The 23,631-nt window shown below is 59.2% G+C and carries 23 protein-coding genes and 1 tRNA gene; 10 read left to right on the forward strand and 14 right to left on the reverse strand.

Features of this window, described 5'->3' with window-relative positions; genetic code table 11:
• Position 1 precedes the first annotated feature (1 nt).
• Genes HKD24_RS12325 through HKD24_RS12340 form a run of 4 tightly spaced genes read left to right on the forward strand, consistent with a single transcriptional unit; the run spans position 2 to position 3,552 of the window.
• Positions 2-685 carry an ABC transporter permease gene (locus HKD24_RS12325; RefSeq protein WP_194260547.1) on the forward strand — a complete coding sequence of 228 codons (684 nt, stop codon included), beginning with the start codon at positions 2-4 and terminating at the stop codon, positions 683-685.
• Positions 686-716: 31 nt separating this feature from the next.
• Positions 717-1,523, forward strand: a complete 807-nt coding sequence (locus HKD24_RS12330) for an ATP-binding cassette domain-containing protein (RefSeq protein ID WP_194260548.1) — start codon at positions 717-719, stop codon at positions 1,521-1,523.
• Positions 1,524-1,556: 33 nt separating this feature from the next.
• Positions 1,557-2,480 (forward strand): arginase, encoded by a 924-nt coding sequence (gene rocF / locus HKD24_RS12335; RefSeq protein WP_194260549.1) that lies wholly within the window; start codon positions 1,557-1,559, stop codon positions 2,478-2,480.
• 1 nt (position 2,481) lies between these two features.
• On the forward strand, positions 2,482-3,552 hold the full coding sequence (locus HKD24_RS12340) for an ornithine cyclodeaminase (protein WP_194260550.1): 1,071 nt from the start codon (positions 2,482-2,484) through the stop codon (positions 3,550-3,552).
• A gap of 43 nt (positions 3,553-3,595) precedes the next feature.
• On the opposite strand, the gene ureG is transcribed toward HKD24_RS12340, so the two are convergent.
• From ureG to HKD24_RS15315, 10 genes are all read right to left on the reverse strand, one after another.
• A complete protein-coding gene (gene ureG / locus HKD24_RS12345) occupies positions 3,596-4,210 on the reverse strand; it encodes an urease accessory protein UreG (protein ID WP_194260551.1) in 615 nt (204 codons plus the stop codon).
• Positions 4,207-4,893, reverse strand: a complete 687-nt coding sequence (locus HKD24_RS12350) for an urease accessory protein UreF (RefSeq protein ID WP_194260566.1) — start codon at positions 4,891-4,893, stop codon at positions 4,207-4,209. The genes ureG and HKD24_RS12350 overlap by 4 nt, the downstream gene beginning before the upstream one ends.
• Positions 4,886-5,380: an urease accessory protein UreE gene (locus HKD24_RS12355; RefSeq protein ID WP_194260552.1), complete on the reverse strand. Its 495-nt coding sequence runs from the start codon at positions 5,378-5,380 to the stop codon at positions 4,886-4,888. The genes HKD24_RS12350 and HKD24_RS12355 overlap by 8 nt, the downstream gene beginning before the upstream one ends.
• On the reverse strand, positions 5,380-7,086 hold the full coding sequence (gene ureC / locus HKD24_RS12360) for an urease subunit alpha (RefSeq protein WP_194260553.1): 1,707 nt from the start codon (positions 7,084-7,086) through the stop codon (positions 5,380-5,382). Before ureC ends, HKD24_RS12355 begins: the two co-directional genes overlap by 1 nt.
• Positions 7,083-7,427 (reverse strand): urease subunit beta, encoded by a 345-nt coding sequence (locus HKD24_RS12365; RefSeq protein WP_228124381.1) that lies wholly within the window; start codon positions 7,425-7,427, stop codon positions 7,083-7,085. Before HKD24_RS12365 ends, ureC begins: the two co-directional genes overlap by 4 nt.
• A complete protein-coding gene (locus HKD24_RS12370) occupies positions 7,411-7,713 on the reverse strand; it encodes an urease subunit gamma (RefSeq protein ID WP_077803551.1) in 303 nt (100 codons plus the stop codon). The genes HKD24_RS12365 and HKD24_RS12370 overlap by 17 nt, the downstream gene beginning before the upstream one ends.
• A gap of 25 nt (positions 7,714-7,738) precedes the next feature.
• A complete protein-coding gene (locus HKD24_RS12375; RefSeq protein ID WP_194260554.1) occupies positions 7,739-8,566 on the reverse strand; it encodes an urease accessory protein UreD in 828 nt (275 codons plus the stop codon).
• Positions 8,563-9,498 (reverse strand): HoxN/HupN/NixA family nickel/cobalt transporter, encoded by a 936-nt coding sequence (locus HKD24_RS12380; protein WP_194260555.1) that lies wholly within the window; start codon positions 9,496-9,498, stop codon positions 8,563-8,565. The genes HKD24_RS12375 and HKD24_RS12380 overlap by 4 nt, the downstream gene beginning before the upstream one ends.
• Before the next feature lie 74 nt (positions 9,499-9,572).
• Positions 9,573-11,564 (reverse strand): TonB-dependent receptor plug domain-containing protein, encoded by a 1,992-nt coding sequence (locus tag HKD24_RS12385; protein ID WP_322783315.1) that lies wholly within the window; start codon positions 11,562-11,564, stop codon positions 9,573-9,575.
• Between the two features lie 35 nt (positions 11,565-11,599).
• Positions 11,600-12,061, reverse strand: a complete 462-nt coding sequence (locus tag HKD24_RS15315) for a Plug domain-containing protein (RefSeq protein ID WP_228124382.1) — start codon at positions 12,059-12,061, stop codon at positions 11,600-11,602.
• Between the two features lie 262 nt (positions 12,062-12,323).
• On the opposite strand from HKD24_RS15315, the gene HKD24_RS12390 reads away from it, so the two are divergent.
• The 6 genes from HKD24_RS12390 (at position 12,324) to HKD24_RS12415 (ending at position 18,769) form a co-directional block, all read left to right on the forward strand.
• Positions 12,324-13,061 (forward strand): DUF72 domain-containing protein, encoded by a 738-nt coding sequence (locus HKD24_RS12390; RefSeq protein ID WP_194260556.1) that lies wholly within the window; start codon positions 12,324-12,326, stop codon positions 13,059-13,061.
• Between the two features lie 443 nt (positions 13,062-13,504).
• Positions 13,505-15,028, forward strand: a complete 1,524-nt coding sequence (locus HKD24_RS12395) for a sodium:solute symporter (RefSeq protein ID WP_194260557.1) — start codon at positions 13,505-13,507, stop codon at positions 15,026-15,028.
• Between the two features lie 5 nt (positions 15,029-15,033).
• Positions 15,034-15,966 (forward strand): N-acetylmuramic acid 6-phosphate etherase, encoded by a 933-nt coding sequence (locus tag HKD24_RS12400; protein ID WP_194260558.1) that lies wholly within the window; start codon positions 15,034-15,036, stop codon positions 15,964-15,966.
• A 7-nt stretch (positions 15,967-15,973) separates the two neighbouring features.
• Complete coding sequence (locus HKD24_RS12405) at positions 15,974-16,738, forward strand: GntR family transcriptional regulator (protein ID WP_194260559.1); 765 nt, start codon at positions 15,974-15,976, stop codon at positions 16,736-16,738.
• Positions 16,738-17,847, forward strand: coding sequence for an anhydro-N-acetylmuramic acid kinase (locus HKD24_RS12410; RefSeq protein ID WP_194260560.1), 1,110 nt, complete (start codon positions 16,738-16,740; stop codon positions 17,845-17,847). The genes HKD24_RS12405 and HKD24_RS12410 overlap by 1 nt, the downstream gene beginning before the upstream one ends.
• 205 nt (positions 17,848-18,052) lie before the next feature.
• Positions 18,053-18,769: an MgtC/SapB family protein gene (locus HKD24_RS12415; protein ID WP_228124383.1), complete on the forward strand. Its 717-nt coding sequence runs from the start codon at positions 18,053-18,055 to the stop codon at positions 18,767-18,769.
• A 7-nt stretch (positions 18,770-18,776) separates the two neighbouring features.
• On the opposite strand, the gene HKD24_RS12420 is transcribed toward HKD24_RS12415, so the two are convergent.
• The 4 genes from HKD24_RS12420 to HKD24_RS12435 all read right to left on the reverse strand — a co-directional run bounded on the left by HKD24_RS12420 (position 18,777) and on the right by HKD24_RS12435 (position 23,597).
• Positions 18,777-19,382: a cysteine hydrolase family protein gene (locus tag HKD24_RS12420; RefSeq protein ID WP_194260561.1), complete on the reverse strand. Its 606-nt coding sequence runs from the start codon at positions 19,380-19,382 to the stop codon at positions 18,777-18,779.
• Between the two features lie 164 nt (positions 19,383-19,546).
• The gene (locus tag HKD24_RS12425; protein WP_194260562.1) at positions 19,547-21,376 is read right to left on the reverse strand and encodes a glycoside hydrolase family 15 protein; all 1,830 of its coding nucleotides are present in this window, start codon (positions 21,374-21,376) and stop codon (positions 19,547-19,549) included.
• Positions 21,377-22,184: 808 nt separating this feature from the next.
• Positions 22,185-23,225 carry an aldo/keto reductase gene (locus HKD24_RS12430; RefSeq protein WP_228124384.1) on the reverse strand — a complete coding sequence of 347 codons (1,041 nt, stop codon included), beginning with the start codon at positions 23,223-23,225 and terminating at the stop codon, positions 22,185-22,187.
• A gap of 295 nt (positions 23,226-23,520) precedes the next feature.
• Positions 23,521-23,597: transfer RNA gene (locus tag HKD24_RS12435), tRNA-Met, on the reverse strand.
• Between the last annotated feature and the right edge of the window lie 34 nt (positions 23,598-23,631).

Here is a 23,631-nt window from a genome sequence, read left to right on the forward strand (position 1 = left end):
GATGGACTGGCCTTTTCTTTTCGCAACGGCAAAGACGCTTCTCACGGGCGTGCCGCTGACCCTCCGGCTGGCAGCAACGTCGCTCTGCGCGGGGTTTGTGCTGGCGGTCGGGATCGCTGCCCTGGCCGGGAGCCGGTTTGCTCCGGCGCGCTGGATTGCGGCGCTGTATGTGATGCTCTTTCAGGGCACGCCGCTGCTGGTGCAGATTTTCATCGTCTATTACGGCTTCGGGCAGATCGATTTCCTGCGGGCGTCCTTTGCCTGGCCGTTTTTGCAGCAGGCCTATTGGTGCGCCGTTCTTGCGCTCTCGCTCAACACCTCGGCCTATGGTGCGGAAATCATCCGTGGCGCCATCGCGGCGGTTCCCGCGCGGGAGATCGAGGCGGCGCGCGCGATGGGCATGTCCGGGTTGCTGCTGCGCCGGCGGATCATCTGGCCGCAGGCTCTGCAATACGGGCTGGCGAATTACGGTAACGAGGCCATCCTGCTGCTCAAAGCAACGTCGCTCGCGAGTGTGATCACGCTGATGGATGTCACAGGTCTGGCTTACAGGCTGGTCTCGAAGACCTATCGTTCGGAAGAAATCTTCACGGTCGCCGGTCTGATCTATCTTGCGCTGACTTTCGTGATTGCCACGGGGGTCCATCTCCTTGAACGCCGCCTCACGCCCTGTCGCCAGGTCTGACCCGGACGCCCCCGTCTTTTCCGGAGTTTCCATGGAACCGATCCAGTCCGCCACAGGGGCCCTGTCCGCCTCCCCCGTCATCAGCGCCACCGGCCTGACGAAACGCTATGATGCCCTGGACGTCCTGCGGGGCGTTGATCTGGACGCGCATGAAGGCGAGGTGATTTCGATCCTGGGGGCTTCCGGCTCGGGAAAATCCACGTTCCTGCGCTGTCTGAACCTTCTGGAAGTTCCTTCGGGCGGCGCGTTCAACGTGCTGGGCGAGGATGTCCGTTTCCGCATGAAGGGCGCAGAGCGGCAGATTGCGGATGCGCGGCAGGTCAACCGGCTGCGGTCGCAGGTCGGCATGGTGTTCCAGAACTTCTGCCTGTGGAACCACCGGACGGTGCTGCAGAATGTCATGGAAGGGCCGGTCCATGTTCAAGGACGCAACCGCCACGAGGTGCGTGAAGAAGCCGAAAAGGCTCTGGACCGTGTCGGTCTGCTGAACCGGGCGGATTACTATCCGTCCCAGCTCTCCGGCGGGCAGCAGCAGCGGGTCGCGATTGCCCGCGCCATCGTCATGCGCCCGCGCGTCCTGCTGTTCGATGAGCCGACCTCCGCGCTGGACCCGGAACTGGTCGGCGAAGTGCTCAAAGTCATGCAGGGTCTGGCGGCCGAGGGCAGGACCATGCTGATTGTCACGCATGAAATGGCGTTCGCGCGGGATGTCTCAAGCCGGGTCGTGTTTCTGGAAAAAGGAACCGTCCGCGTCCAGGGTGCCCCGCAGGATCTGTTCAAAGGCGGTATGGATGAGCGCTTCGACAGGTTTGTCAGCCATTTTTCGCGTCAGGGCTGAAGCCCGGGCGCAGAGTATCGGAAAGGAGTTGAGATGAAGACGTGCCAGATTCTGGGAGTCCCCACCCAGAGCGGAACCTCCGAAAGAGGCTGCATCATGGGCCCGACGGCCTTTCGCATCGCGGGACTGCCCGAAATCCTGCAGGAGCTCGGATGGCAGGTTGAGGATGTGGGAGACGCCGTGCCGGCTGCGATGCCGGATGTGAGCCATTCCAACCCCGCCGTGCGCAATCTGGACGCGATCATCGCCTGGACGAAAAGCGTCGGTGAGCGGGCCTATGAGATGGCGAAAGCCTGCGATTTCCCGATTTTCCTGGGTGGCGATCATTCCATGTCCGCAGGAACGGTCTCCGGCGTCGCCCGCCACACGCAGGAGCTGGGGCAGCCCCAGTTCGTCCTGTGGCTGGACGCCCACACCGACCTGCACACACTGCACACGACCACCAGCGGCAACCTGCACGGCACGCCTGTCGCCTATTTCACAGGACAGTCGGGGTTCGAGGGCTTTCCGCCACCAGCCGCGCCCGTCGATCCACGCAATATGTGCATGATGGGCATCCGCTCGGTCGATCAGGCCGAGAAGCGCCATGTCGCGGAAATCGGCATCACCGTCTTCGACATGCGCGCCATTGACGAGCAGGGCATCGTCGGACCGCTGAACAGCTTTCTGGACCGCGTTCGCGCAGCCAATGGCCGCCTGCATGTCAGCCTGGACGTGGATTTCCTCAACCCGGACATCGCACCCGCGGTCGGCACCACCGTCAATGGCGGCGCGACCTTCCGCGAGGCACATCTCATCATGGAGATGCTTCATGACAGCGGGCTCGTGACGTCGCTGGATCTGGCGGAGCTCAACCCGTTCCTCGACGTCCGCGCCAAGACCGCCCTGCTCATGACCGATCTGGCCGCCAGCCTCTTTGGCCGTCGTGTTCTCAAACGCAAGACAAGGACCTACTGAGATGACTTCCTCCGCCCCTGCCCCTTCCCATCTCGCCTTCGTGCCGTTCGTCTCGGTCGAGAACATGATGGCGCTGGTCCACACCATCGGGATCGAGACCTTCCTGCGCGAGCTTGCGGAGTATCTTGAAGCCGACTTCAAACGCTGGCCGGAATTCGACAAGACCCCGCGCGTGGCCGCGCATTCGGCTGAAGGCGTCATCGAGTTGATGCCGACGAGCGACAGCAGTCTGTATGGCTTCAAATACGTCAACGGCCATCCCAAGAACACGAAGGAAGGCCTCCAGACGGTTACGGCGTTCGGCATGCTGGCGGATGTGGCTTCGGGTTATCCGACGCTCCTGTCCGAAATGACGCTGCTGACGGCCCTTCGCACGGCGGCAACGTCGGCCATGGCTGCGAAATATCTGGCACCGGCAAATTCGAAGACGATGGCGATCATCGGCAACGGTGCGCAGTCCGAGTTCCAGGCCATGGCGTTCCGCGAGATCGTCGGGATCCGCGCGCTGCGGCTGTATGATCTGGACCGGACGGCTTCGGAAAAATGCGCCCGCAATCTGAGCGGACAGGGCTTCGACATCACGATCTGCGGCAGCAGTGAAGAGGCCGTGGACGGGGCGGACATCATCACGACCGTCACGGCTGACAAGCAGTGCGCGACGATCCTGTCCGACAACATGGTTGGCGCGGGGATTCACATTAACGCGGTGGGCGGGGACTGCCCGGGCAAGACGGAGCTTCAGCGCGACATCCTGCTGCGGTCCTCGATCTTTGCGGAATATCCGCCGCAGACGCGCATTGAAGGCGAGATCCAGCAGTTGCCAGAAGACCATCCGGTGACGGAGCTGTGGCAGGTCATCAATGGCGAGGCGAAGGGCCGCGCCAGTGACAGCCAGATCACGCTGTTTGATTCCGTAGGCTTTGCGATCGAGGATTTCTCGGCCCTGCGCTATGTGCGCGACAAGCTGGACGCAACCGGCCTTTACGAGAAGCTGGACATGCTCGCCGATCCGGATGATCCGCGCGATCTGTTCGGAATGCTCCAGCGCTCCAAGGGCGCTGACACGCCCTGAGACAGGCTTCTGGCTGCCGCGTCGGGGCAGCCAGAAGCGGCCTTCAGAGGCCGCCCTGTTCGACGATGAAGCGGGCGATTTCAGACACACCTCCGCCGGCGCGGATATTGGCGAAGACGAAGGGCCGCGTACCGCGCATCTTTTTGCTGTCACGGTCCATTACGCCCAGATCGGCACCGACATAGGGCGCGAGATCAATCTTGTTGATGACCAGCAGGTCGCTTCGGGTAATGCCGGGGCCGCCCTTGCGTGGGATCTTGTCGCCGGCCGAGACGTCGATCACATAGATCGTCAGATCAGCCAGTTCGGGACTGAAGGTCGCGGCCAGATTGTCGCCGCCGCTTTCCACCAGAACCAGATCCAGCCCTTCGAAGCGCTCCGTCAGTTCGGCGATGCCTGCCAGATTGATGCTGGCGTCTTCGCGGATGGCCGTATGGGGGCAGCCGCCCGTTTCGATCCCCTTGATCCGTTCCGGTGGGAGGGAGCCCGCGCGGGTCAGGAACTCGGCGTCTTCGCGCGTGTAGATGTCGTTCGTGATGGCGGCGATGTTGTAGTCGTCACGGAAGGTCCGGCACAGGGCATCCATCAACGCCGTCTTGCCCGTTCCGACCGGACCGCCGATCCCGACCCGCAGCGGGCCGTGTTTTGCTTTTGTCATGTTCTGAACAACCTTGTTGTCTGGGTTTCGTGATGCATGGCCGCAAGGTCGGAGCGGAAACAGGCGCCCCCGACATCGTCCAGGGTCCGGTTTTTCGTAACGGTTACAGCGCGCGAGAGAAGCGGTTCCAGCTTGGCCAGCGCGTGCAGGCCGTCCGTCTGTCCCAGTGGCACGAGGCGCACGGCTGCGGAAACGAGAGCGGCGATGGTGGCGTATCCACCCGAGAGCAGCGCCTGTTCCAGCGCCAGACCGCCGCGCCGGAAGACCAGCCCCTGCGCGACTGGAAGCGGCCAGCGCGTGCCGCGCAGTTCGGACGGATCGGGCGTGACCGGCCAGACGGACGCGGCCTTGAGGAAGGCTTCGCCCTGATAGATGGTTTCGTCATAGCGCTCCCGCGATGAGGCGCAGGCGCAGGCAAATTCCGCCAGTTCGTGCAGACGGGGCATGTCGTGCGCGGCGCTCCATGCTTCCTGAAGAATGATCAGGTCGCTGCCCGGCGCGCCGTGCTCCAGCAGGCAGCCGATCCAGTCGCAGAGTGTTGCGACATCCGTGACGTCTCCGCTTTCCACCGCCCATTCCAGACCGTGGCTATAGGCATATCCGCCCGTCGGAAAGGCTGGCGACACCCAGGACAGGAGGCGCAGGAAGGCGGCGCCTGTCTGCGGGAGCGGGGTTTCAGTCATGCGTGTGGTGATGGTGCCCGTCTCCGTGGTGGTGCGGCTCGTGGCCGCCCGCGCGGGAGGCATAGGCTCCGCTTTCCGGGTCGAATGGCGCTTCCACCATGCGCACATGTCCGCCCAGACCATGGATCATGTCGGCAATGACGTGATCGCGGCGCACGAGAATGGCGTGTTCCGAAATGGCGGCTGGCAGGTGGCGGTTGCCCAGATGCCAGGCGAGCTGAAGCAGTTGCAGCGGGTTGTGGGCGGTGACTTCCATCAGCTCTTCGGGCAGCGCTTCCACGCGGATGATGCGGCCGTCCTCCAGACGCAGCCCCTCCCCGGCCTGAAGCAGGCGGGCATGTTCCAGCTCCAGCCGGATTTTCTCGCCGTTTTGCAGGGTCAGCATCATGCGGCGCCGGTGCCGCCCTTCATAATCGGCGGCGAAGGTGCCGCTGGCCTCGGCTTCAAGCCAGCTTCCGGCGGGAAGGATATCCAGGATTTGGGTCATCAGAACAGGAAATACCTCTGGGCCATGGGCAGGACTTCGGCGGGCTCACAGGTCAGGAGCACGCCATCAGCCCGCACTTCATAGGTTTCGGGATCGACTTCGATATGGGGCATGGCGTCGTTATGGATCATGCTGCGCTTGCCGATCCCGCCGCGCACGTTCGAGACAGCCGAGAGCGGCCGGCGCAGACCCAGCTTGCGTCCGATATCGTCTTCCAGGGCGGCCTGTGACACGAAGGTCAGGCTCGTATGGGTCAGCGCGCCACCATAGCCGCCGAACATCATGCGCCCATGCACGGGCTGCGGCGTGGGGATCGAGGCGTTGGGATCACCCATCATCGCATAGACGATAGCCCCGCCCTTGATGACCAGATCGGGTTTGACGCCGAAGAAAGCGGGGTCCCACAGGACCAGATCCGCCAGCTTGCCGACTGCGACCGATCCGACTTCATGGGAGAGACCATGCGAAATGGCGGGGTTGATGGTATATTTGGCGATATAGCGCTTCACGCGGGCATTATCCGCAGCCCCATCCCCGAGCAGAGAGCCGCGCTGGATTTTCATTTTATGGGCCGTCTGCCATGTGCGGAGCGGGACTTCGCCCACGCGGCCCATGGCCTGACTGTCCGACGACATCATCGAGAGCACGCCCATGTCATGGAAGATGTCCTCGGCGGCGATCGTCTCGCGGCGGATGCGGCTTTCGGCGAAGGCGATGTCTTCCGGCACGCGCTGGTCCAGGTGATGGCAGACCATCAACATGTCCAGATGTTCGTCCAGCGTGTTGACGGTGAACGGGCGCGTGGGGTTGGTCGAGGACGGCAGGACGTTGGGCAGGCCGGCCACGCGGATGATGTCCGGCGCATGGCCCCCGCCCGCGCCTTCCGTATGGAACGCATGGATCGTGCGGCCCTGAAAAGCGGCGATCGTGTCCTCGACGAAGCCGCTTTCATTCAGCGTATCGGTATGGATCATGACCTGCACATCCATGCGGTCGGCCACGCTCAGGCAGCAGTCGATGGCGGCAGGAGTGGAGCCCCAGTCTTCATGCAGTTTGAGGCAGCAGGCCCCGGCGCGCACCATTTCCTCCAGCCCGTCCGGACGGGAGGCGTTGCCCTTGCCCGCAAACGCCAGATTGACCGGGAAGGCCTCTGCCGCCTGAAGCATCCGCGCCAGATGCCAGGGGCCGGGAGTGCAGGTCGTGGCGGCCGTGCCGGTGGCGGGGCCGGTTCCGCCGCCGAGCATGGTCGTGATGCCCGATGCCAGCGCTTCCTCGATCTGCTGCGGGCAGATGAAATGGATATGACTGTCGATCCCGCCGGCGGTCAGGATTTTGCCCTCGCCCGCGATGATTTCCGTGCCCGGGCCGATGATGATGTCCACACCCGGCTGGATGTCGGGGTTGCCCGCCTTGCCGATGGCCGCGATCCGCCCGTCGCGGAGTGCGATATCGGCCTTCACGATCCCCCAGTGATCGATGATGACGGCGTTCGTGATGACGGTATCCGCCGCCCCTTCGGCCCGCGTGACCTGTGACTGGCCCATGCCGTCACGGATGGTTTTGCCGCCGCCGAAGCGGACTTCCTCGCCATAAATCGTGTGATCACGCTCGATTTCCACGAGCAGCGCGGTATCGGCGAGGCGCAGGCGGTCGCCGACCGTGGGGCCGAACTGTCCGGCATAGTCATGTCTGGAAAGACGCATCACTGATCCACACTTCCCATGACATCGCCCCGAAAGCCCACGACGCGCCGCAGCCCGCGCAGGGGGACAAGCGTGACTTCACGATCCTGCCCCGGCTCAAACCGGATGGCCCCACCGGATGCGACGTCCAGACGCCAGCCTGTGGCCTGCGCACGGTCGAATTTCAGGGCCGGATTGACCTCGGCAAAATGATAATGGCTGCCGACCTGCACCGGCCGGTCGCCAGTATTCGTCACCAGAAGCGTCCGGCGCGGCTGGCCTTCGTTGAGCACGATCTCGCCTTCGGCGGGCAGGATTTCGCCGGGAATGGCACCGGCTGTGAGGGATTCAGCGTATCGGGTCATGAACGGTCACCAGCTTTGTGCCATCGGGGAAGGTCGCTTCCACCTGCACGTCATGAATCATCTCGGCCACGCCCTGCATGACCTGGTCGCGCGTCAGAACGCGGCCACCACTGGCCATGAGTTCGGACACGCTTTTGCCGTCCCGCGCGCCTTCGACGACGTGATCAGTGATGAGGGCCACGGCTTCCGGATAATTGAGCACGACACCGCGTTCCAGCCGCCGGCGCGCAACGTTTGCCGCCATCGCCACCAGCAGCTTGTCCTTTTCACGGGGGGTAAGTTTCATGTCCTGCTCCGTTCCGAACTCTGTGTCATGACCGCCATGTGGCCGGCATGGGGCGCCCGTCCCGCAGGACCGGCAGGATCTGTCTGATCGTCTTTTCCAGCGGCCAGCCGCCCGACGCCACCCCGCGGATAACCAGCATGCCATTCCACGCCGATGCTGCAAACTCGTGCGGCGCGATCGTGTCCAGCACGTCCCGCACGGCGTCGAGATGCGCTTCTGCGCCGGGCGAAACCAGCACCAGCGTGGCGACCGCAAGCTGATCCGCACTCACAGCTTTCCGGGCCATCAGGGCGGAGACATCCTCGCTCTCCAGCCGCACGAAGTCTTCCAGAATGAGACGGCCGTCCCGTCGGATTGTCAGGCGGTCGCGCAGGGTAAGTGTCTGCAGGATTTCGCCTGAGCCGGTGCGGCCGAACATCCGGCTTTCAAGGAAGAGGAAGCTGGATAAGGCGGCCATCTCCACCGTCATGTGTCGGCGGAGCTGACTGCCATCGAAGAAGATTGTGCCGTGGGGCAGCCAGTCCAGCCGGGCTCCGGCCGCGATGTGGCAGGATGTGAGAATTTCGGCTGGGGTATCGCTGGCGCGGGCGCGATAGATGCGTTCTGCGGCCTGCGATGTGACCAGAAGTTCAGTGTCCGGAGCGCAGGCGATGCGGCCTTCAATCCGGTCTCCGCCTGCGATGCCGCCCGAAATATTGACGGTGACGGCTTCCAGGGACGCGCCGTCTACGCGTGGGAACAGCAGGCGGCAACATCCGCCCTGCTCCAGATCGCCACGGACGGTCTGCCCGTCACGGAGTTTTGCCGTCAGGCCGAACCAGCCCCGGGCGCGTTGCAGAACTGCCGTACTCATGCAGGCTCCTCCCGGCCGGATCGCAGCAGGAGCCATCCGAGGACGGAGGCGCAGAAGACAGCGGCGCCGATCAGTTCAAAATGATCGGAGAGCAGGCTGGCGAGAGATGTGAGCGTTTCCAGTCCCGGCAAATGGTCCGCAAGAAGGTTCACCAGTTCGATCCCTGCAATGATGAGCGCCAGCATAACGGAGATGGTGGTCAGGGCCAGATTCCAGTTCATCCTGCGCCCTGCCCTTTGGTACAGGCCGTGCATCAGAACGCTGTCGGCCGTGTCCAGCAGGGCCATTCCGGCGGTGAAGAGCAGCGGGAACATCATGATCTGCCAGATCGGCAGGCCGTGCTGGTTCTGGACGATGGAGATGCCCAGAAGGCTGATTTCCGAGGCGGTGTCGAAGCCCAGGCCGAAGAGAAAGCCGACCGGATAGAGGTGCCAGCTCACGGACACCTGACGCAGGACCGGGGTGAGCAGCCGGGCGAGGCCTCGGGGGGACATTTCGGGGGAAGTGGTTTCTGCGCCGCACCGTCTGCGCCACAGATCATGCAGGGTTGTGGCGTTGAGGGTGGCGATGACGAGCAGGAACAGAATGGAGATCCATGTTCCGAACAGGCCGCCCTGCACCGCAAACGCATTAATCTGCGTGCGGTAATGCTGTCCGGCGAGGACGATCACGAGTGTGGCCAGACAGACGATCGTGGAGTGGCCCAGCGAAAAGAAAAGTCCGGCCGCACGGGCCTGCCGGTTCTCGCGCAGGGCGGCGCGGGTGACGTTGTCGATAACGGCGATATGGTCCGCATCCAGGGCGTGACGCAGGCCCAGTCCATATGAAAGGGCGGCGGCACCCAGAAGAAGCGCGTTCCCATGAAACAGCACAAATGCCAGAAGCCACGCCAGACCGTTAGCCCCAACCAGAGGACTGATCAGGCGCAGCATTCCGGAACGATGACGGATACCCTTCCCTGTCAGGAGCTTTCTCCCGTATCTGGCACCCTCATGAAGCGCGTTTCCTAGAAGTTCAGATTGGCCTGCAGGTAGTAGTATCCACCGTTATAGCCGAGCTGTTCAATCTGATAGTCGTACTGGAACGCACCAAGATAGCGGAATTCCTTGGGAATGCGGCGCTGCTTCGCATTGCCGACATTATTCCCGCCAAGCGTCAGTCCAAGCCGCGGCAGGACCTGATAGGACACGGCCAGATTGGTCTCGAAACGGGCCTTGTTCACGTAGCGCATGAAGTCGGTATTCGAATAGGCCAGCGGGCCTTCATAATAGGTCAGGGACGAAGTCGCGTGGCCGTAGCGGACTTCATGGACCGAGACGCCAAGCTTTTTATACTGCCAGGTTCCGCCGAAGATCAGCTTGTTTTTGGGCGTATAGCTCGTGATGTAGGCGGCCTGCTGGGAGTTCAGCAGACTATTGCCGTTCCCGTCCTTTCCGGTATGGGTCAGATCCGTCTCGTTGAGGTTCAGGGCCACGTCCCAGTCGATCTTGCCCCAGTCGCGGAAGCGGGTTTCATAGCGGGCGGTCACGTCCAGGCCCCGCGTCCGCGTGTCAGCCGCATTGGCGTAATAGGACGCGGTAACGGCATTGGACTGGAGCGTAGACGGCACCGTAAAGCCGTCGAGACGGAGGGCTTCGATGGCATTCGCGCCGTTATAGACGCCTGCCGCCAGGATGCGGTTCTTGATGGCGATCTGATACGCATCCACACTGATATGCAGCCGCGGCAGCGGGTCCAGCGTAAAACCGGCGCTGTAGCTCATCGTGTGTTCCGGATGGAGCGGCTTGGCCCCGATCAGACGAGCGCCGGCGGAATTGACCGGCAGATAACCCGTGGCATAGGTCGGCGCGACGGACAGGTTGGACCAGTGTTCCTGAAGCAGGGAGGGTGCGCTGAAACCGTTCGAGATCGTGCCGCGCAGGGCGAAATACTTATTGAAATCGTAGCGCGTGGAGACCTTGCCGGTCTTCGTGTCTCCGGCATCCGTGTAATATTCGTAGCGCCCGGCGAAATCGACCTGCCAGTTCTTCAGCGGCCGCATGGAAAGCTCGACATAGCCGGCCGTGACATCACGGTTGCTTTCACTGGCGTTCTGCGGGCTCAGGCCGTGCAGCCCTTGTGGACCAGTGCCGTAATACGAGTTCGCGTCACCGGACATGATGTCGAATTCATCATACCGGTACTGTGCGCCCATCGCGAGGTTGATCGGGCCTGCGAAGATCGGCGTGTGGAAGCTGCGATGGATGCCGAAATCGTTCGTCCACTGGGTGTTGGTGAACGCCATTTCGTGGAAGCTCGTCGGAGAAGCCCCCATTGCCGCATAGAGCGATGGATTGACGGTGTTGAAGAGATCCATTGACGTATGGTCGCTGCCATAGGTCGTGCTGAGATCCCAGTTCCAGCCGAACTTCTCGCCCTTCAGGCCGAGGGTGACACTGTAATCGTCTTCGGAAACGCTCTCCTTCGGGCTGAAGCCGTTGGGATACATGGGCCAGTCCGAAGACGCGACGCGCGCATCCTGATAGCTCTCGCCATAACGATGGCCGTAAGTCGAGAACGAATACAGCGACAGGTCCGGCAGGAAGTCATACTGCATGTTGTAGGAAATGGTGCCGCGCTGCTGACGCGGATCTCCTTCGTCCTTGAAGTCATACTTGCCGTTCCGGCTGTCGGCCGAATTGCGAATGGTGTGATCCTGGTATTTGTATTCCGCGCTCAGGTCGAAAAAGCCGCGTCCCATCAGGTCAAAGCCCGCATTGATGGACTCGCCAGACTGAAAACCATCGCCAGCGTAGCGCCCGCCATTGGTGGCCTGCATCGTGATACCGGACTTGCGATGTTTGAGAATGATGTTGATGACGCCTGCCACGGCATCGGAGCCGTAAAGGGCGGCAGCGCCATCCTGAAGGATTTCCACATGATCGATCGCGGAGATCGGGATCATGTCGATATCAACACCGTTCGATCCCTGCTGCGGCCCGGAATTGTTGGACAGCACAGATGTCGCGTGACGGCGCTTTCCGTCAACGAGGATCAGGTGTGGTTGGGGGACAGGCCGCGCAAACGCAGGACATCCACCATGTTGGCATTGCCGATCAAAAGCGGCGCACGCGTCAGGGATGGTGTCAGCTGCGTCAGGGCATCACGGAGATCGGACTGGCCCGTGCGGGAAATTTCGGCAGAGGTGACGACCTGGATCGGACTGGCACTCTTGCGGACCGTCTGGTGCGGGTCACGCGTTCCGGTCACGATGACGGTTTCGTCTTCCTTGGGAAGCGACGCCGCGTTTTGTTTTGAAGCCGCACGAATGCCTGCTGCCTTGCGTGCCGTGGCGCTGCCTGTTTCCGGTGAGGGATTTGCCACGTAGGCCTGCATGCAGATCAGCTGGCTCGCAGCACATGTGAGCAGCATGACACCCAGAGGAATGGAGACTGTATTCATCGGCTGATCTTCTTCCCGTTCGTCCACCACATGCCCGTCGCTCAACCCGGACATCAGAGCGTTCTGAATATTTCCCGGTGACCTCCCGCACTCAGCCGATCACCTTGCGGAAAAATCTAATGAACTTCGGAACGATAACGGAATGTATGTTTTTTCTATCCTACCGTAAGTTGTTCTTAGCCTTCCCGACACTAGGAACACATCAACAGGCAAGAGCAGCCCCCATCACGGTAAGAGACAGCAGCACTCCTTTTCTCCCACAGACCAAGGGCGTACAGTGCTCCATCATCATGGCCCGGACCCAAGGAAACCGCTCATGTCCCTCCGCATCGGCGTTGCCGGCTGGTCAATCCCTTCTGCAATGGCCGGGCAGTTCCCCCCGGACGGCACACATCTGGAGCGCTACGGAACACGTCTGTCCTGCGTCGAGATCAACAGCAGTTTCTACAGGCCACATCGCCGTACAACCTATGAACGCTGGGCAGCAAGTGTCCCGCCCACATTCCGCTTTTCCGTCAAGCTGCCCAAGGCAATTACGCATGAACGCCGCCTGATCGACTGCCAGGACCTTGTTGAAAAATTCGTCGATGAAACGAGTGGTCTGGGCAACAAACGTGGCCCTGTCCTGGTCCAGCTTCCACCGAGTTTTGCTTACCCTGGTGAAACCGCTGAAGCCTTTCTCGAGGAACTGAAACGCCTTCTTACCGGACCGGTCGTGCTTGAGCCCAGACATGCCAGCTGGTTCACTCCCGAAATCGACCGGATGCTGCAGAAGCAACAGGTCTCACGGGTCGCAGCCGATCCAGCCAAGCCCGTCCCTGCCGTGGCCCATCCCGGAGGATGGCAGGGTCTGGCATATTTCCGACTTCATGGCTCGCCACGCATCTACGAATCCCCCTACGAAAAAGAAGCCATCGCAGAACAGGCAGAAACCGTGACAACTCTCATAGGTCAGGGCACTGAAGTCTGGACCATCTACGACAATACAACCTTCGGAGCCGCCACACGGAACGCATGCGAACTCACCGAGGCCCTCTCCACACAAACCGACTGAAGAGATCAGCCTCTTTTCTGCATTCAGACACTGGCAGCGGCCCTGTCCAGAATGACTGTGACATTGTCATGAAGCCGGATGGCCGTGGCGCTCACGGCCTCGCTGATGGGGCCGTTTAGGGTTTTCTCGATGATGGCCGCCTGCCCTGTCTCCGAAAATTGCGCTCAAAGGAAGATCCATCTGTTCAGGTGATGTATCAAGAGATAACGTCGATAAGCTCGATTTAATACTGAAAACAGATTTTACTTACCCTGCTTCCAGATTGAATCGTAAATTCGAATAGTTTTAGATTTTTATAATCTATTTTTTTTGGATAAGTTTATAATATAAATAATAATTGATATTACTTTATTGCAGAATTAATATTCGTTAAGTTTCGAAGATGTTTTGTTATTGATCGGTATTATATCTCTCTATATTGAAACGAATAAGGGACATGCTTCATGCGCTTTGCCGACATAGCCGTAATCTGCGCATATTTCCTGTTGCTTCCCCTCGTGGCGATCATGGTGTCGCGGCGCGGAAAAACGCCCGGCGATTTCCTGTCCGCATCACATGACCTTCCGTGGTGGGCGATCTGCCTTTCACTCGTGGCAACAGAAACCTCGACCCTGACATTCATCAGCATTCCGGGCATTGGCTATACGTCAGGCATGGTGTTTCTGGGCTTGGCCGGAGGGTATCTGATAGGCCGGCTGATCGTGGCGATCTGGTTTCTGCCGCTTTACGCACAGGGCCAGATCAGGAGCGCCTACCAGTATCTTGGCGAGCGTTTTGGCCCGGGGCTGCAATGCGCGGCATCCGGCGCCTTCCTTGTCACGCGGCTTCTGGCCGAGGGCGTCCGCCTTTCTGCGGGACTACTGCCCTTGACATGGATGCTGGAACACAATGGAATTTTCCTGAACCATCTGCTCGTCCTCGCCCTCATTATCGCCTTTACGCTGGCTTATACGGTTCTGGGCGGCCTGAGAGCCGTTGTCTGGTCTGATACCATCCAGCTCTGCATTTATCTTTTTGGGGCCGCAGCCTGTGCTTTTCTTCTCATGCAACATCTCCCTTCTGGAGGATGGAAGCTGGCATGGGCTGCGGGAAAGCTGTCACCCTTTCATGCCCTGCATGTCAGGACTCTGCTGTCCGATCCCTTTACGCCGCTCGCAGCCCTTGTGGGAGGCGGCATCCTTTCAGTTGCGTCCCATGGTTCAGACCAGCTCATGGTGCAGCGACTGTTGGCGGCCAGAAATCTTCGTGATGCCCGATACGCCCTTGTAGGAAGTGCATTCGTTGTAGCGTTTCTGTTTGGCTTACTGTCCCTCGTCGGCATACAGCTCTGGATCACGCATGCAGGCGCCCCCCTGACCGCTCTTGGACTGCATTCACCCGACGAACTGTTTCCAAGCTACATCGTCTCAGGCCTGCCAGCCGGACTTGGGGGCCTGCTTTTGGCCGGCGTCCTGAGTGCCACGATGGGTTCCCTGTCTTCCACCCTTAACGCCATGGCCGGCGCATCCCTGACGGATTTCGGCCCCCTGCCAGCCCGCTTGCTCAGACGATGGGGGCAGTCTTTCGGGTTTAGGGAAAGCCCCCTGTTCGCTCCCCGTCTCATGACGCTGTTATGGAGTATCGCACTTGTTCTGGCCGCACTCTGGTTCACACAGGGCGATCAGTCCGCTGTCATTCTGGGCCTGACAATCGCAGGATGGTCCTATGGGCCGACCCTCGGGGCCTTCCTCTTCGGCATGCTCTATCCCGCCGCCCAAGCGCGCGATGCCCTTGTGGGTTTCCTGACGTCACTGGCAGGCATGGCAGCGGCAATGAAGTTCCTGCAATATGCCGGCTATCATGTAGCTTTTCCCTGGCTCGTTCCTTTGGGCATAGCAGGAATGCTGATAGCCGCCCGTTTTTCCATGCTTTTGACCGGGTCGTCCCGACAGGAATGCCTGTCGGGTCATGACACCCGAAAGGATTGAGGCCAATGATCGCCAAGGACACGCCCCTGACATCCTCGATTGTCCCGAGCGGGACCGAGCAGCAGGACCCGCGTTATGGAGACATCGACCTGTGGCCGGCGACTTCAGTGCTGGATGCCCTGGCTGAAGCCCAGATGACGGCCACAGCCGTCGCCCGCGCAGCCGTTCCCCAGATGAATGACGTCGTCACGGCCGCACTGCCACGCCTGCGCGCAGGGGGAAGGCTGTTCTATGTCGGGGCCGGTACGTCGGGCCGCGTAGGACTTCAGGACGGCGTGGAGCTCACACCAACTTTCGGCTGGCCCTCCGAACGCCTCATCCTGATGCTGGCAGGCGGAACAACAGCCCTGTTCGAAGCCGTGGAAGGGGCGGAAGATCGTGAAGAGACGGCATGCACGGAAATCCTGTCCCATAATCCCGGCCGGAACGATGTCGTGTTCGGCATCGCAGCCAGTGGCGCAACTCCCTATACCTGCGCCGCCATTGCGGCCGCGCGTAACGCAGGTGCACTAACCGTCGGGATCAGCTGCAACAGAGATGGCCGTCTGCTCAGGGAAGCAGAACTGGGAATAGCCATCGTGACAGGCCCCGAAGTCATTGCAGGCTCCACGCGGCTCAAGGCGGGCACAGCGCAGAAAGCCGTCCTGAACATGCTGTCCACGACGTTGATGATCAAACTCGGACACGGCTATCGCGGACAGATGGTGGATATGCGTGTCGTCAACGCCAAGCTTGAAAAGCGGGCGGCCCGCATGGTGCATGATCTGGCTGGCGGAACGCCTGAAGAAATCGAAGCCGCGCTGCAGGCCAGCCATCAGAACGTCAAGCGTGCCATTCTCATCCGCTCCGGCCTGACGGCGGAAGAAGCAGAAACCGCACTGATGCAAAACGCAGGCGACCTACGCGCTGTTATGGCAGCGCAGACAGACCGGGGCTGAGGCTTTTATGGACGTGAAGCACACGGAAGACATTTTTGCCGCCCTGAAACCCGACCAGACGGACCGCAAACCTCTGTATCTGCAGCTGGCTGAACGCCTGCGCGAACTGATCAACAGCGGAACGCTCCGCGGTGGCGACGCCGTTCCGCCTGAGCGCGAACTGGCCGAACTGACAGGCGTATCGCGTGTGACCGTCCGCAAATCCCTTGAACAGCTGGTGACGGCCGGGCTGTTAACACAGCGCCCCGGTGCAGGAACATTCGTATCCCGCAGGATCCAGCAGCCGCTTTCGGTCCTGATGGGATTTTCCGACGACATGCGCGCCCGTGGCTACGAACCGGCATCAATCTGGCTGGACAAACGCGCGGCAGGGGCAAGCCCGGATGAAGCCATGGCGCTGGGTATTGCCCCGGCGGCCCCGGTCCTGCGTCTGAAACGGATCCGGACCGCAGACGGCGAGCCCATGGCCATCGAGACAGCTGTCATCTCACGTCGGGATCTGGCATCTCCGGAACTGGTCAGGGAGTCGTTTTACGCGGCCCTGAAAGCCCATGGATTGCTGCCGGTGCGGGCGCTTCAGCGAATCCGGGCACGAATGGCCACGCTGCACGAAGCCGAACTGCTCCATATCAGCCATCCCACGGCCATTCTCGAGATCGAGCGGCGTTCTTTCCTTCCGGACGGCCGCGTCCTCGAGGTCACATTTTCCTGCTACCGCGCCGATCTCTATGATTTCGTCGTGGAACTCCAGACATCCGAGGAGCACGACTGATGCGATGCCTGACCGCCATAGGACTGATGAGTGGCACTTCGCTGGATGGCGTGGACGCAGCCCTTGTCCGCACGGATGGCGAGAAAATCGTCTCGCATGGCCCCGGTCTGAGTCTGGAATATTCTCCGGAACTGCGGAACCGTGCCCGTGACCTTCTCTCCCGTGCAGCAACGACAAGCACGGACGATCCAGAGCTATGCGCGGTCGAGCGGGACATCACCCGACGCCATATCGAAGCCGTCGAACTCCTGCGACGCCAGACAGACACGATCGACCTGATCGGGTTTCATGGACAGACCATCCTGCACGCACCAGAACGACGGCTGACCTGGCAGATTGGCGACGCTGCCCTGCTGTCCCGGGAAACCGGCCTTCCGGTTATTCATGATTTTCGCAGCGCGGATGTGGCGGCTGGCGGCGAAGGAGCCCCTCTGGCGCCCTGGTATCATGCCGCGCTGCTTCGCGGGCATAAGGGGCCTGTTGCCATCCTGAATATCGGAGGCGTTGCGAATGTGACTTTGGTGGACTCTGACGGACGTATTTATGCCTGTGACACCGGTCCGGGAAATGCCCTGCTGGACGACTGGGCGTTTCTTCATACAGGGACCGCCTGTGATGTTGATGGCAGGTTGGCGCGTGCCGGAACGGTTCATGAGGACATTCTGGAGCCGTTACTGGCAGACCCCTATTTTGCGCGCCCGGCACCGAAATCACTGGACCGTCTGACGTTTCACCGTGCCATGGATGCGGTCAGAACGCTCTCACCGGAGGACGGAGCAGCAACGCTCTTGGCATTTACGGTCGAAGCCATTCGGCGGACACCGCTGCCATGCCAGCCAGCAGCCTGGTATGTCTGTGGAGGTGGTCGCCACAATGCGACGCTCATGGCGCAACTTAAAGGCGCCCTGTCTGCACCAGTATTACCTGTCGAAACACTGGACTGGAACGGTGACGATCTGGAAGCAGAATGTTTCGGATTTCTGGCCGTCCGCGCCCTGCGAAAACTACCACTTTCCGCTCCAACCATTACCGGCAGCCCTACCCTTCTGACAGGAGGACGACTGACCTGTGCTGGCCTTTCTCCCCTTCCTTCGTGGTTGGCCCTCTGAAATCACGTAACCTGTCTTCAAAATCCTCTGCCCGCTATGGCGGCAAATGGGACGGGTAAGCCCGTGTGTCCAAAGATGACGGAGCAGACAGGTTAGCTGTTCCTCGCATCGCACCCAGAAAGATTCCCGGTAAAAACCCGGAAGCGGATTATGGCGTTCGAAACTTGCGGAGCTACAGCAGCAGGATCTCCGTGAAAGGACGCCGATGCATTCTCTGAGTCTTTCGGACGGGTGGCAGGATGTCATGGTCCGTCTGGCAGCTGCCCTGATTACGGGAATGGTTTTCGGCCTGAACCGGGACGAACATCAGCGCGCTGCCGGCTTGCGCACGACCACCCTTGTCTGTCTTGCAGCCTGCCTGGCCATGGTGGACGCTAATCTTCTGCTTCAGACCGGGGGAAAGACGGCAGGCTCTTTTGCGACCCTCGATCTCATGCGTCTGCCGCTGGGCATTCTGTCCGGAATGGGATTTATCGGCGCTGGCGCCATTCTGCGGCGGGGAAATATCATTCACGGCGTTACCACCGCGGCGACGCTATGGATTGTCACGGTTCTGGGGCTGTGCTTTGGCGGGGGCCAGATCCTGCTGGGACTGACAGGCGCAGGGCTGGGTTTCGCTGTTCTGTCAGGACTGAAATACGTTGAACGGTATCTGCCGCAGAGACAACGCTGCATGCTGGTCTTCAAGACCCGCCATCAGGACTCGGGGTGGCACTATATCCTGAAAAAATGTGCCGAGCATTCTGTTCATATAAAACAGCGTCAGGCCCGCTATCAGAATGACGAGCAAACCGCAGAAATTCACCTTGAACTGTCATGGCAGAACAGAACGGCCATGCTGGATCCACTGTTCCTGCAGTCGCTTAATGATCACCCTGATATTCTCTGGCTGGACTGGCAATCGCTTGAAATGGAAGAATGACGGTCCTTCAGACCTTTTCGAGGTGTTTTTGGAATTCTTCCGCAGTCCAGGTTGTAATCTGGTTTGTAAAGCGCAGGCGATAAAAGCCCAGCAGCTGGTCATGGGTAGAATCAATTGAACTGTAAACGCCGTCAGTAATCAGAACTGTTCTGTAATTGTAATCAAGCGCGCCGAGCAGGGTTGCCAGGACACAGACATCCGTTTCTCCCCCGGTGATCACGAGAGTTTCGATATTCTGGCCCGCAAGATGTTTCTGCAGCTTCCCTTCATGCCAGGGCGAATAACCCTTTTTATCGACCACCTGTGCTGGCGGAATAAAGGCTTTCAGATCATCGACAACATCCAGCATATCCTCTCCGAGCCGGGAGCGCGTCATCTGATGCCAGTGCCGATAATAATCCCGCCAGGCGCCTGATGCGTCCTCGACATCAACGGGAGGAATAAAGCGGGTAAAAACCGTTTTTTCGGGCTGCGTGGCAACAAGCTGGTGAACCGTAGGGAGAATGCGGGCCAGCCAGGGCGCATGCCAGGCAGTTTTTTTGAAAAACATGTTCTGCATATCAACGCAGATATGGCGCCAGCGCCCGCTCTTCAGACTGTCTTCCAGACCCATTGCACGCTCTCCATTCGCCAGAGTGATGAAAGGCCCTGTTGGCTGCAAATCCCCGGACAGTTTCTCCAACAGGTCCTGACTGACCTCAACGTAGAGCGTGCTCTTCGTCGCAATCTGAAAATTTTCAAAAATCAGATAGGCAAAGGAGGTTCTGGTGGTTTTACCTACTGCGGTTGCACGGTTTCATGCGTCATAACCAGGGTCTCCAGAAGGTTGACATGCGCCAGATGCGTCAGCCCCTGAGGCATGTTACCCAGCCATGATCCATCATCTGGATTGACCATCTCGGTCCAGACCCCGACACCTCCCTGAAGAGCATCCGTAAGCTCTGACAGCGCTTTTCGGGCTTTCTCTACATGTCCCAGAAGTGCCCATGCTTCAGCAATCCAGAACGAACAGGCGAGGAAACATCCTTCCTCATCCGACATATCACTGTATCGGTAGTGATAGGGGCATGTCCCCAATTCCTGATCGAGGGCAGCCAGCGTCTGGCGAAGGCGGTTCTGGTTTTCAAACCGGAACCGTACAGCCAGAGCCATCGCAGCATCGAGTTTCTCGGACCCCGGATACATAACGTAGGACTGCCTGTTGTCAGACCAGCAATGCTCGTCGATCCAGGCCGCAATCCGATCCCGTTCCCGAACCCATCGGTCACGGCATGTTGTGGGAAGTTGTCCTCTGTCCGCGAGTTCAACAGCCCGCGCGAGGGCCTGCCAGCAACTGATTTTCGAAAACGTATAATGCTGCTCTTCTGACAGTTCCCAGATCCCGGCATCTTTCTGCCGCCAGATATCCGTGCATTCATCGGCAATATGCGACAGAAGTTCAGCGCTGGCATTATCGAGAATGTTCCCGGCTTCGATAAAGCGCCACGCTGTCCCGAAGATGTCACCATAAATACCATGCTGGTGCTGACTGGCAGCCTGATTGCCTGTCACAACCGGCCGTGAATTTCTGTAGCCTGCCCTGCCAGTTTCCTGGACGTCAGAAACTTTCTGCCCCTCCAGAGTATAACAGACGAGAGGACCATGTTCCTGGAGGCGTTTCAGAAGCCATGTAAAAGCAGCCTGCGCCTCGGGTTGGGCATTAATAGCCAGAAACGCCTTGATTGTGTAGCCGGCATCCCGGATCCATGCGAAGCGGTAATCGTAGTTTTTCTTCCCTCCGATTTTTTCCGGAAGGGATGTGGTCGCTGCTGCCGCAATGGCGCCCGAAGGAGAGAAAAGGAGAAATTTGAGCGCAAGTGCACTTCGGACAAAACCGTCCCGATAGGGTCCCTGATAGCTGATCGCACTGGACCAGAGCTGCCATGCGCGATCGGAAATATCGATACGCGCATCAATATCCTCAATCGGCGGCACCACCAGTGGCTCGTCCTGTCCAGCAACGATGGCCAGAACCTGTCGCTCGCCCTTGCGAACCACAAACTGACCTGTAACGCCCTCGTCACTCTGGTCACATGTGACGCCTGATGTATGCAGGAAGAGTCCCAGAACATCTCGCACATGGAAAACCGTGTAGCGCCCAATCTGGGACCTGTAAGGGCTTGCCGTATCAGCGCGTCGGCTGAACAGGATTTTCAGACTGAAACGGACACTCCCTTCCAGCCCCTCAATGCGTCGCGCCAGTTCCGACCAGGGAAGACGCCCGGCATGGCTGCTATTGAGTGATTCCGTCAGCCTGGCCTTACCGTCGCGTGTCTGGAAAATCGTTTCCAGAACATTGCTCTCCGGCAGGTAATACCGCTCTGTCTGAAACTCACCTTCGGGCTGGATAACGAAATACCCGCCTTCGCCAGCATCAATAAGACGATCAAAAAGAGGGGGAGAGCTGATTTTGGGAACACACCACCAGTCAATCGACCCGTCAGCCCCGGACAGAGCGACGGACCGGCCATCGCCGAGCGCCCCGTAATCTTTAAGAGGCAGATAACCTCCGGTTCTGATCGGATATGATAGTTCTCGCTCTGCCTCAATGGCACGATCACTTTGCATCTGGCGGTTTCCCAATACTTGAGATCTTCACCCTTCGGATTGAGGAAAATCTGCTATCGGATCAGCGCATAGGAGTGGAAAAGGTTCAGATGCAGAGCAACACGTCCCCTGTCCGGTATCAGGTTTAAGCATTGGGGAACGGCAGCAGGAGCCGTTAGCCATGCCTCAATCTCCTCCCGACTTTCCAAAATCACAAGTATAACTTTTGGATGATAGGCCGATACCACAGCATTTGCTTCAGTATTCAGAAACCGAAAAAATGGGCCGTAGCTTTTCTTTCTCTACTTTCAATTCAAGCGCAGCAAACTATACTGTACGAGAGTAAAGGCAGATGCCAAATACGCACCAATTTTCTATGCTCGTCGTTCCAGAGGCTTGCGGCAGCAAGATCTGGAAAGCTCATGAAAGACGGGACCGTCTTGTAGTAGCGTGTGAGAATACGCTGCGTTTGTTTGAGCTGGTTTCGCATTAGTTTGATGCAGTTTGCATGCGGTCTCGCATCCGTATAGCGCTTTCAATCTTTTTTAAAGAGTATTTTGACCTTTGAATGATGAAATAACCGGTAGGATCCTAGAGATCAGCAGGGCATGCAGGATACCATTGAATAACCGATGGTTCTGTCGCTCTAGACGTACCTAACTTCCATGCCCAAGCAATGGAAACGTATCAATAATTATCCATTCCTGATCAATTGGATCATCTTATGCCATACTTTCTCCACCGTATTTATTACGCTAAGATAACCAATGAGCCATATCTTGACCTAGATTAATAAACTTTTGATAACCTAATCTAGCTATAATTTCTCTTACAAAGGAGCAGGAACAGGCGCAGCTTGAGCAACCAGTTTTTTCTGCTTGAGTTCACTCCAGAAGCTCGCAGGAATCGAGACTTCCATGGATTTCGCATTAGCCTGCATCTGGGCCGCATTGCGCGCCCCTGGAATGACAGCCGCAACAGTTGGATGAGCGGCCGCAAACTGAAGCGCCGCTGTACGCAGATCGATGGCATGCTGTCTGGCAACAGACTCCATCGCCGCCCGCTTACGTGCCATTCCGGACGGAATAGTACCCCCGTAGTCGTATCGATTGCGTCCTGCAGCATAGCCGGCATTCAGGGGGGCACCGACAACAGCCGAAATGCCACGTGAGGCCAGTGCAGGGAGAGTGTGGGTCAAAGCCTCGTCATGTCGCAGGATGGAATACTGGGTTGCCAGAAGGACGATATCCGGGTCTCCAATCTCGAGGGTTCGCAAGACAGCCTGAGGCGTATTAACCCCAAGCCCCCACCCCTTGATGAGCCCTTCCTCTCGCATCCTGGTCAATGCTGGAATGGCGCCTTTGACAGCTTGGTCAAAATAAGTCGTCCATCGCGGCCCCATATCCTTGTTTTCTGGCGACAGGTCATGGATGTAAACGATATCGAGCCGGGAAATACCCAGTCTTTGGAGGCTGTCCTCGATTGAGCGCCGAACGCCATCTGCCGTATAATCATAACGATAGGCGAAAGGGGAAGGGTCGTACCACATCGTCCCACTAGGCGGCTGTGGGGCGGCAGTCAGCAATCGCCCGACCTTGGTGGACAGGACAAATTCATCCCTTGGTCGCGTATGCAGAAAGTGACCAAACCGCCGTTCACTCAAGCCCAGACCGTACCAAGGTGACGTATCGAAATAACGCACCCCTGAAGCCCATGCCGCTTCCAATGCGGCTTCGGCATCTTCATCTGTCCCAGCCGCAAAGCCGTTTCCAATCGGAACTCCACCAAGCCCTATACGCGTCGGAGGACGAAATCGCTGCCCCGTCTGCACCACGTTTAGTGGCAGTGTATTGCGAACCACATCTCCCATGGTCGGAGTAACATCTCCGGCATGCTGTGCATCCTGAGCCTGTCCGCTTCGGGTCATCAGAACTGCAGCACTTCCCAAAGCAGAAAGTGCGAGAAGATCGCGTCGGGTGGCTGTCATTACGCCCTCACATAATGTGGATACAGCCGTTAATGCTTATAACAAGGCAAAGTTCTAAATGGTCTGGGGCAAAGAGAAAGGACTCACGTCGTTGTGTGAGAAGGCATTTCCATCCCAACGCGAAAAACGCCCTGAGCGTGGCTCTAGGGCGTTTTTCGAAGATGGTTGCTTTCGAAGATGGTTGCGGGGGCAGGATTTGAACCTGCGGCCTTCAGGTTATGAGCCTGACGAGCTACCGGGCTGCTCCACCCCGCGGTGGTGTTGGTGATGTTGGGGGATTTTTTGTGGT

This window comes from Gluconobacter vitians, assembly GCF_015244565.1.
Classification (GTDB): domain Bacteria; phylum Pseudomonadota; class Alphaproteobacteria; order Acetobacterales; family Acetobacteraceae; genus Gluconobacter; species Gluconobacter vitians.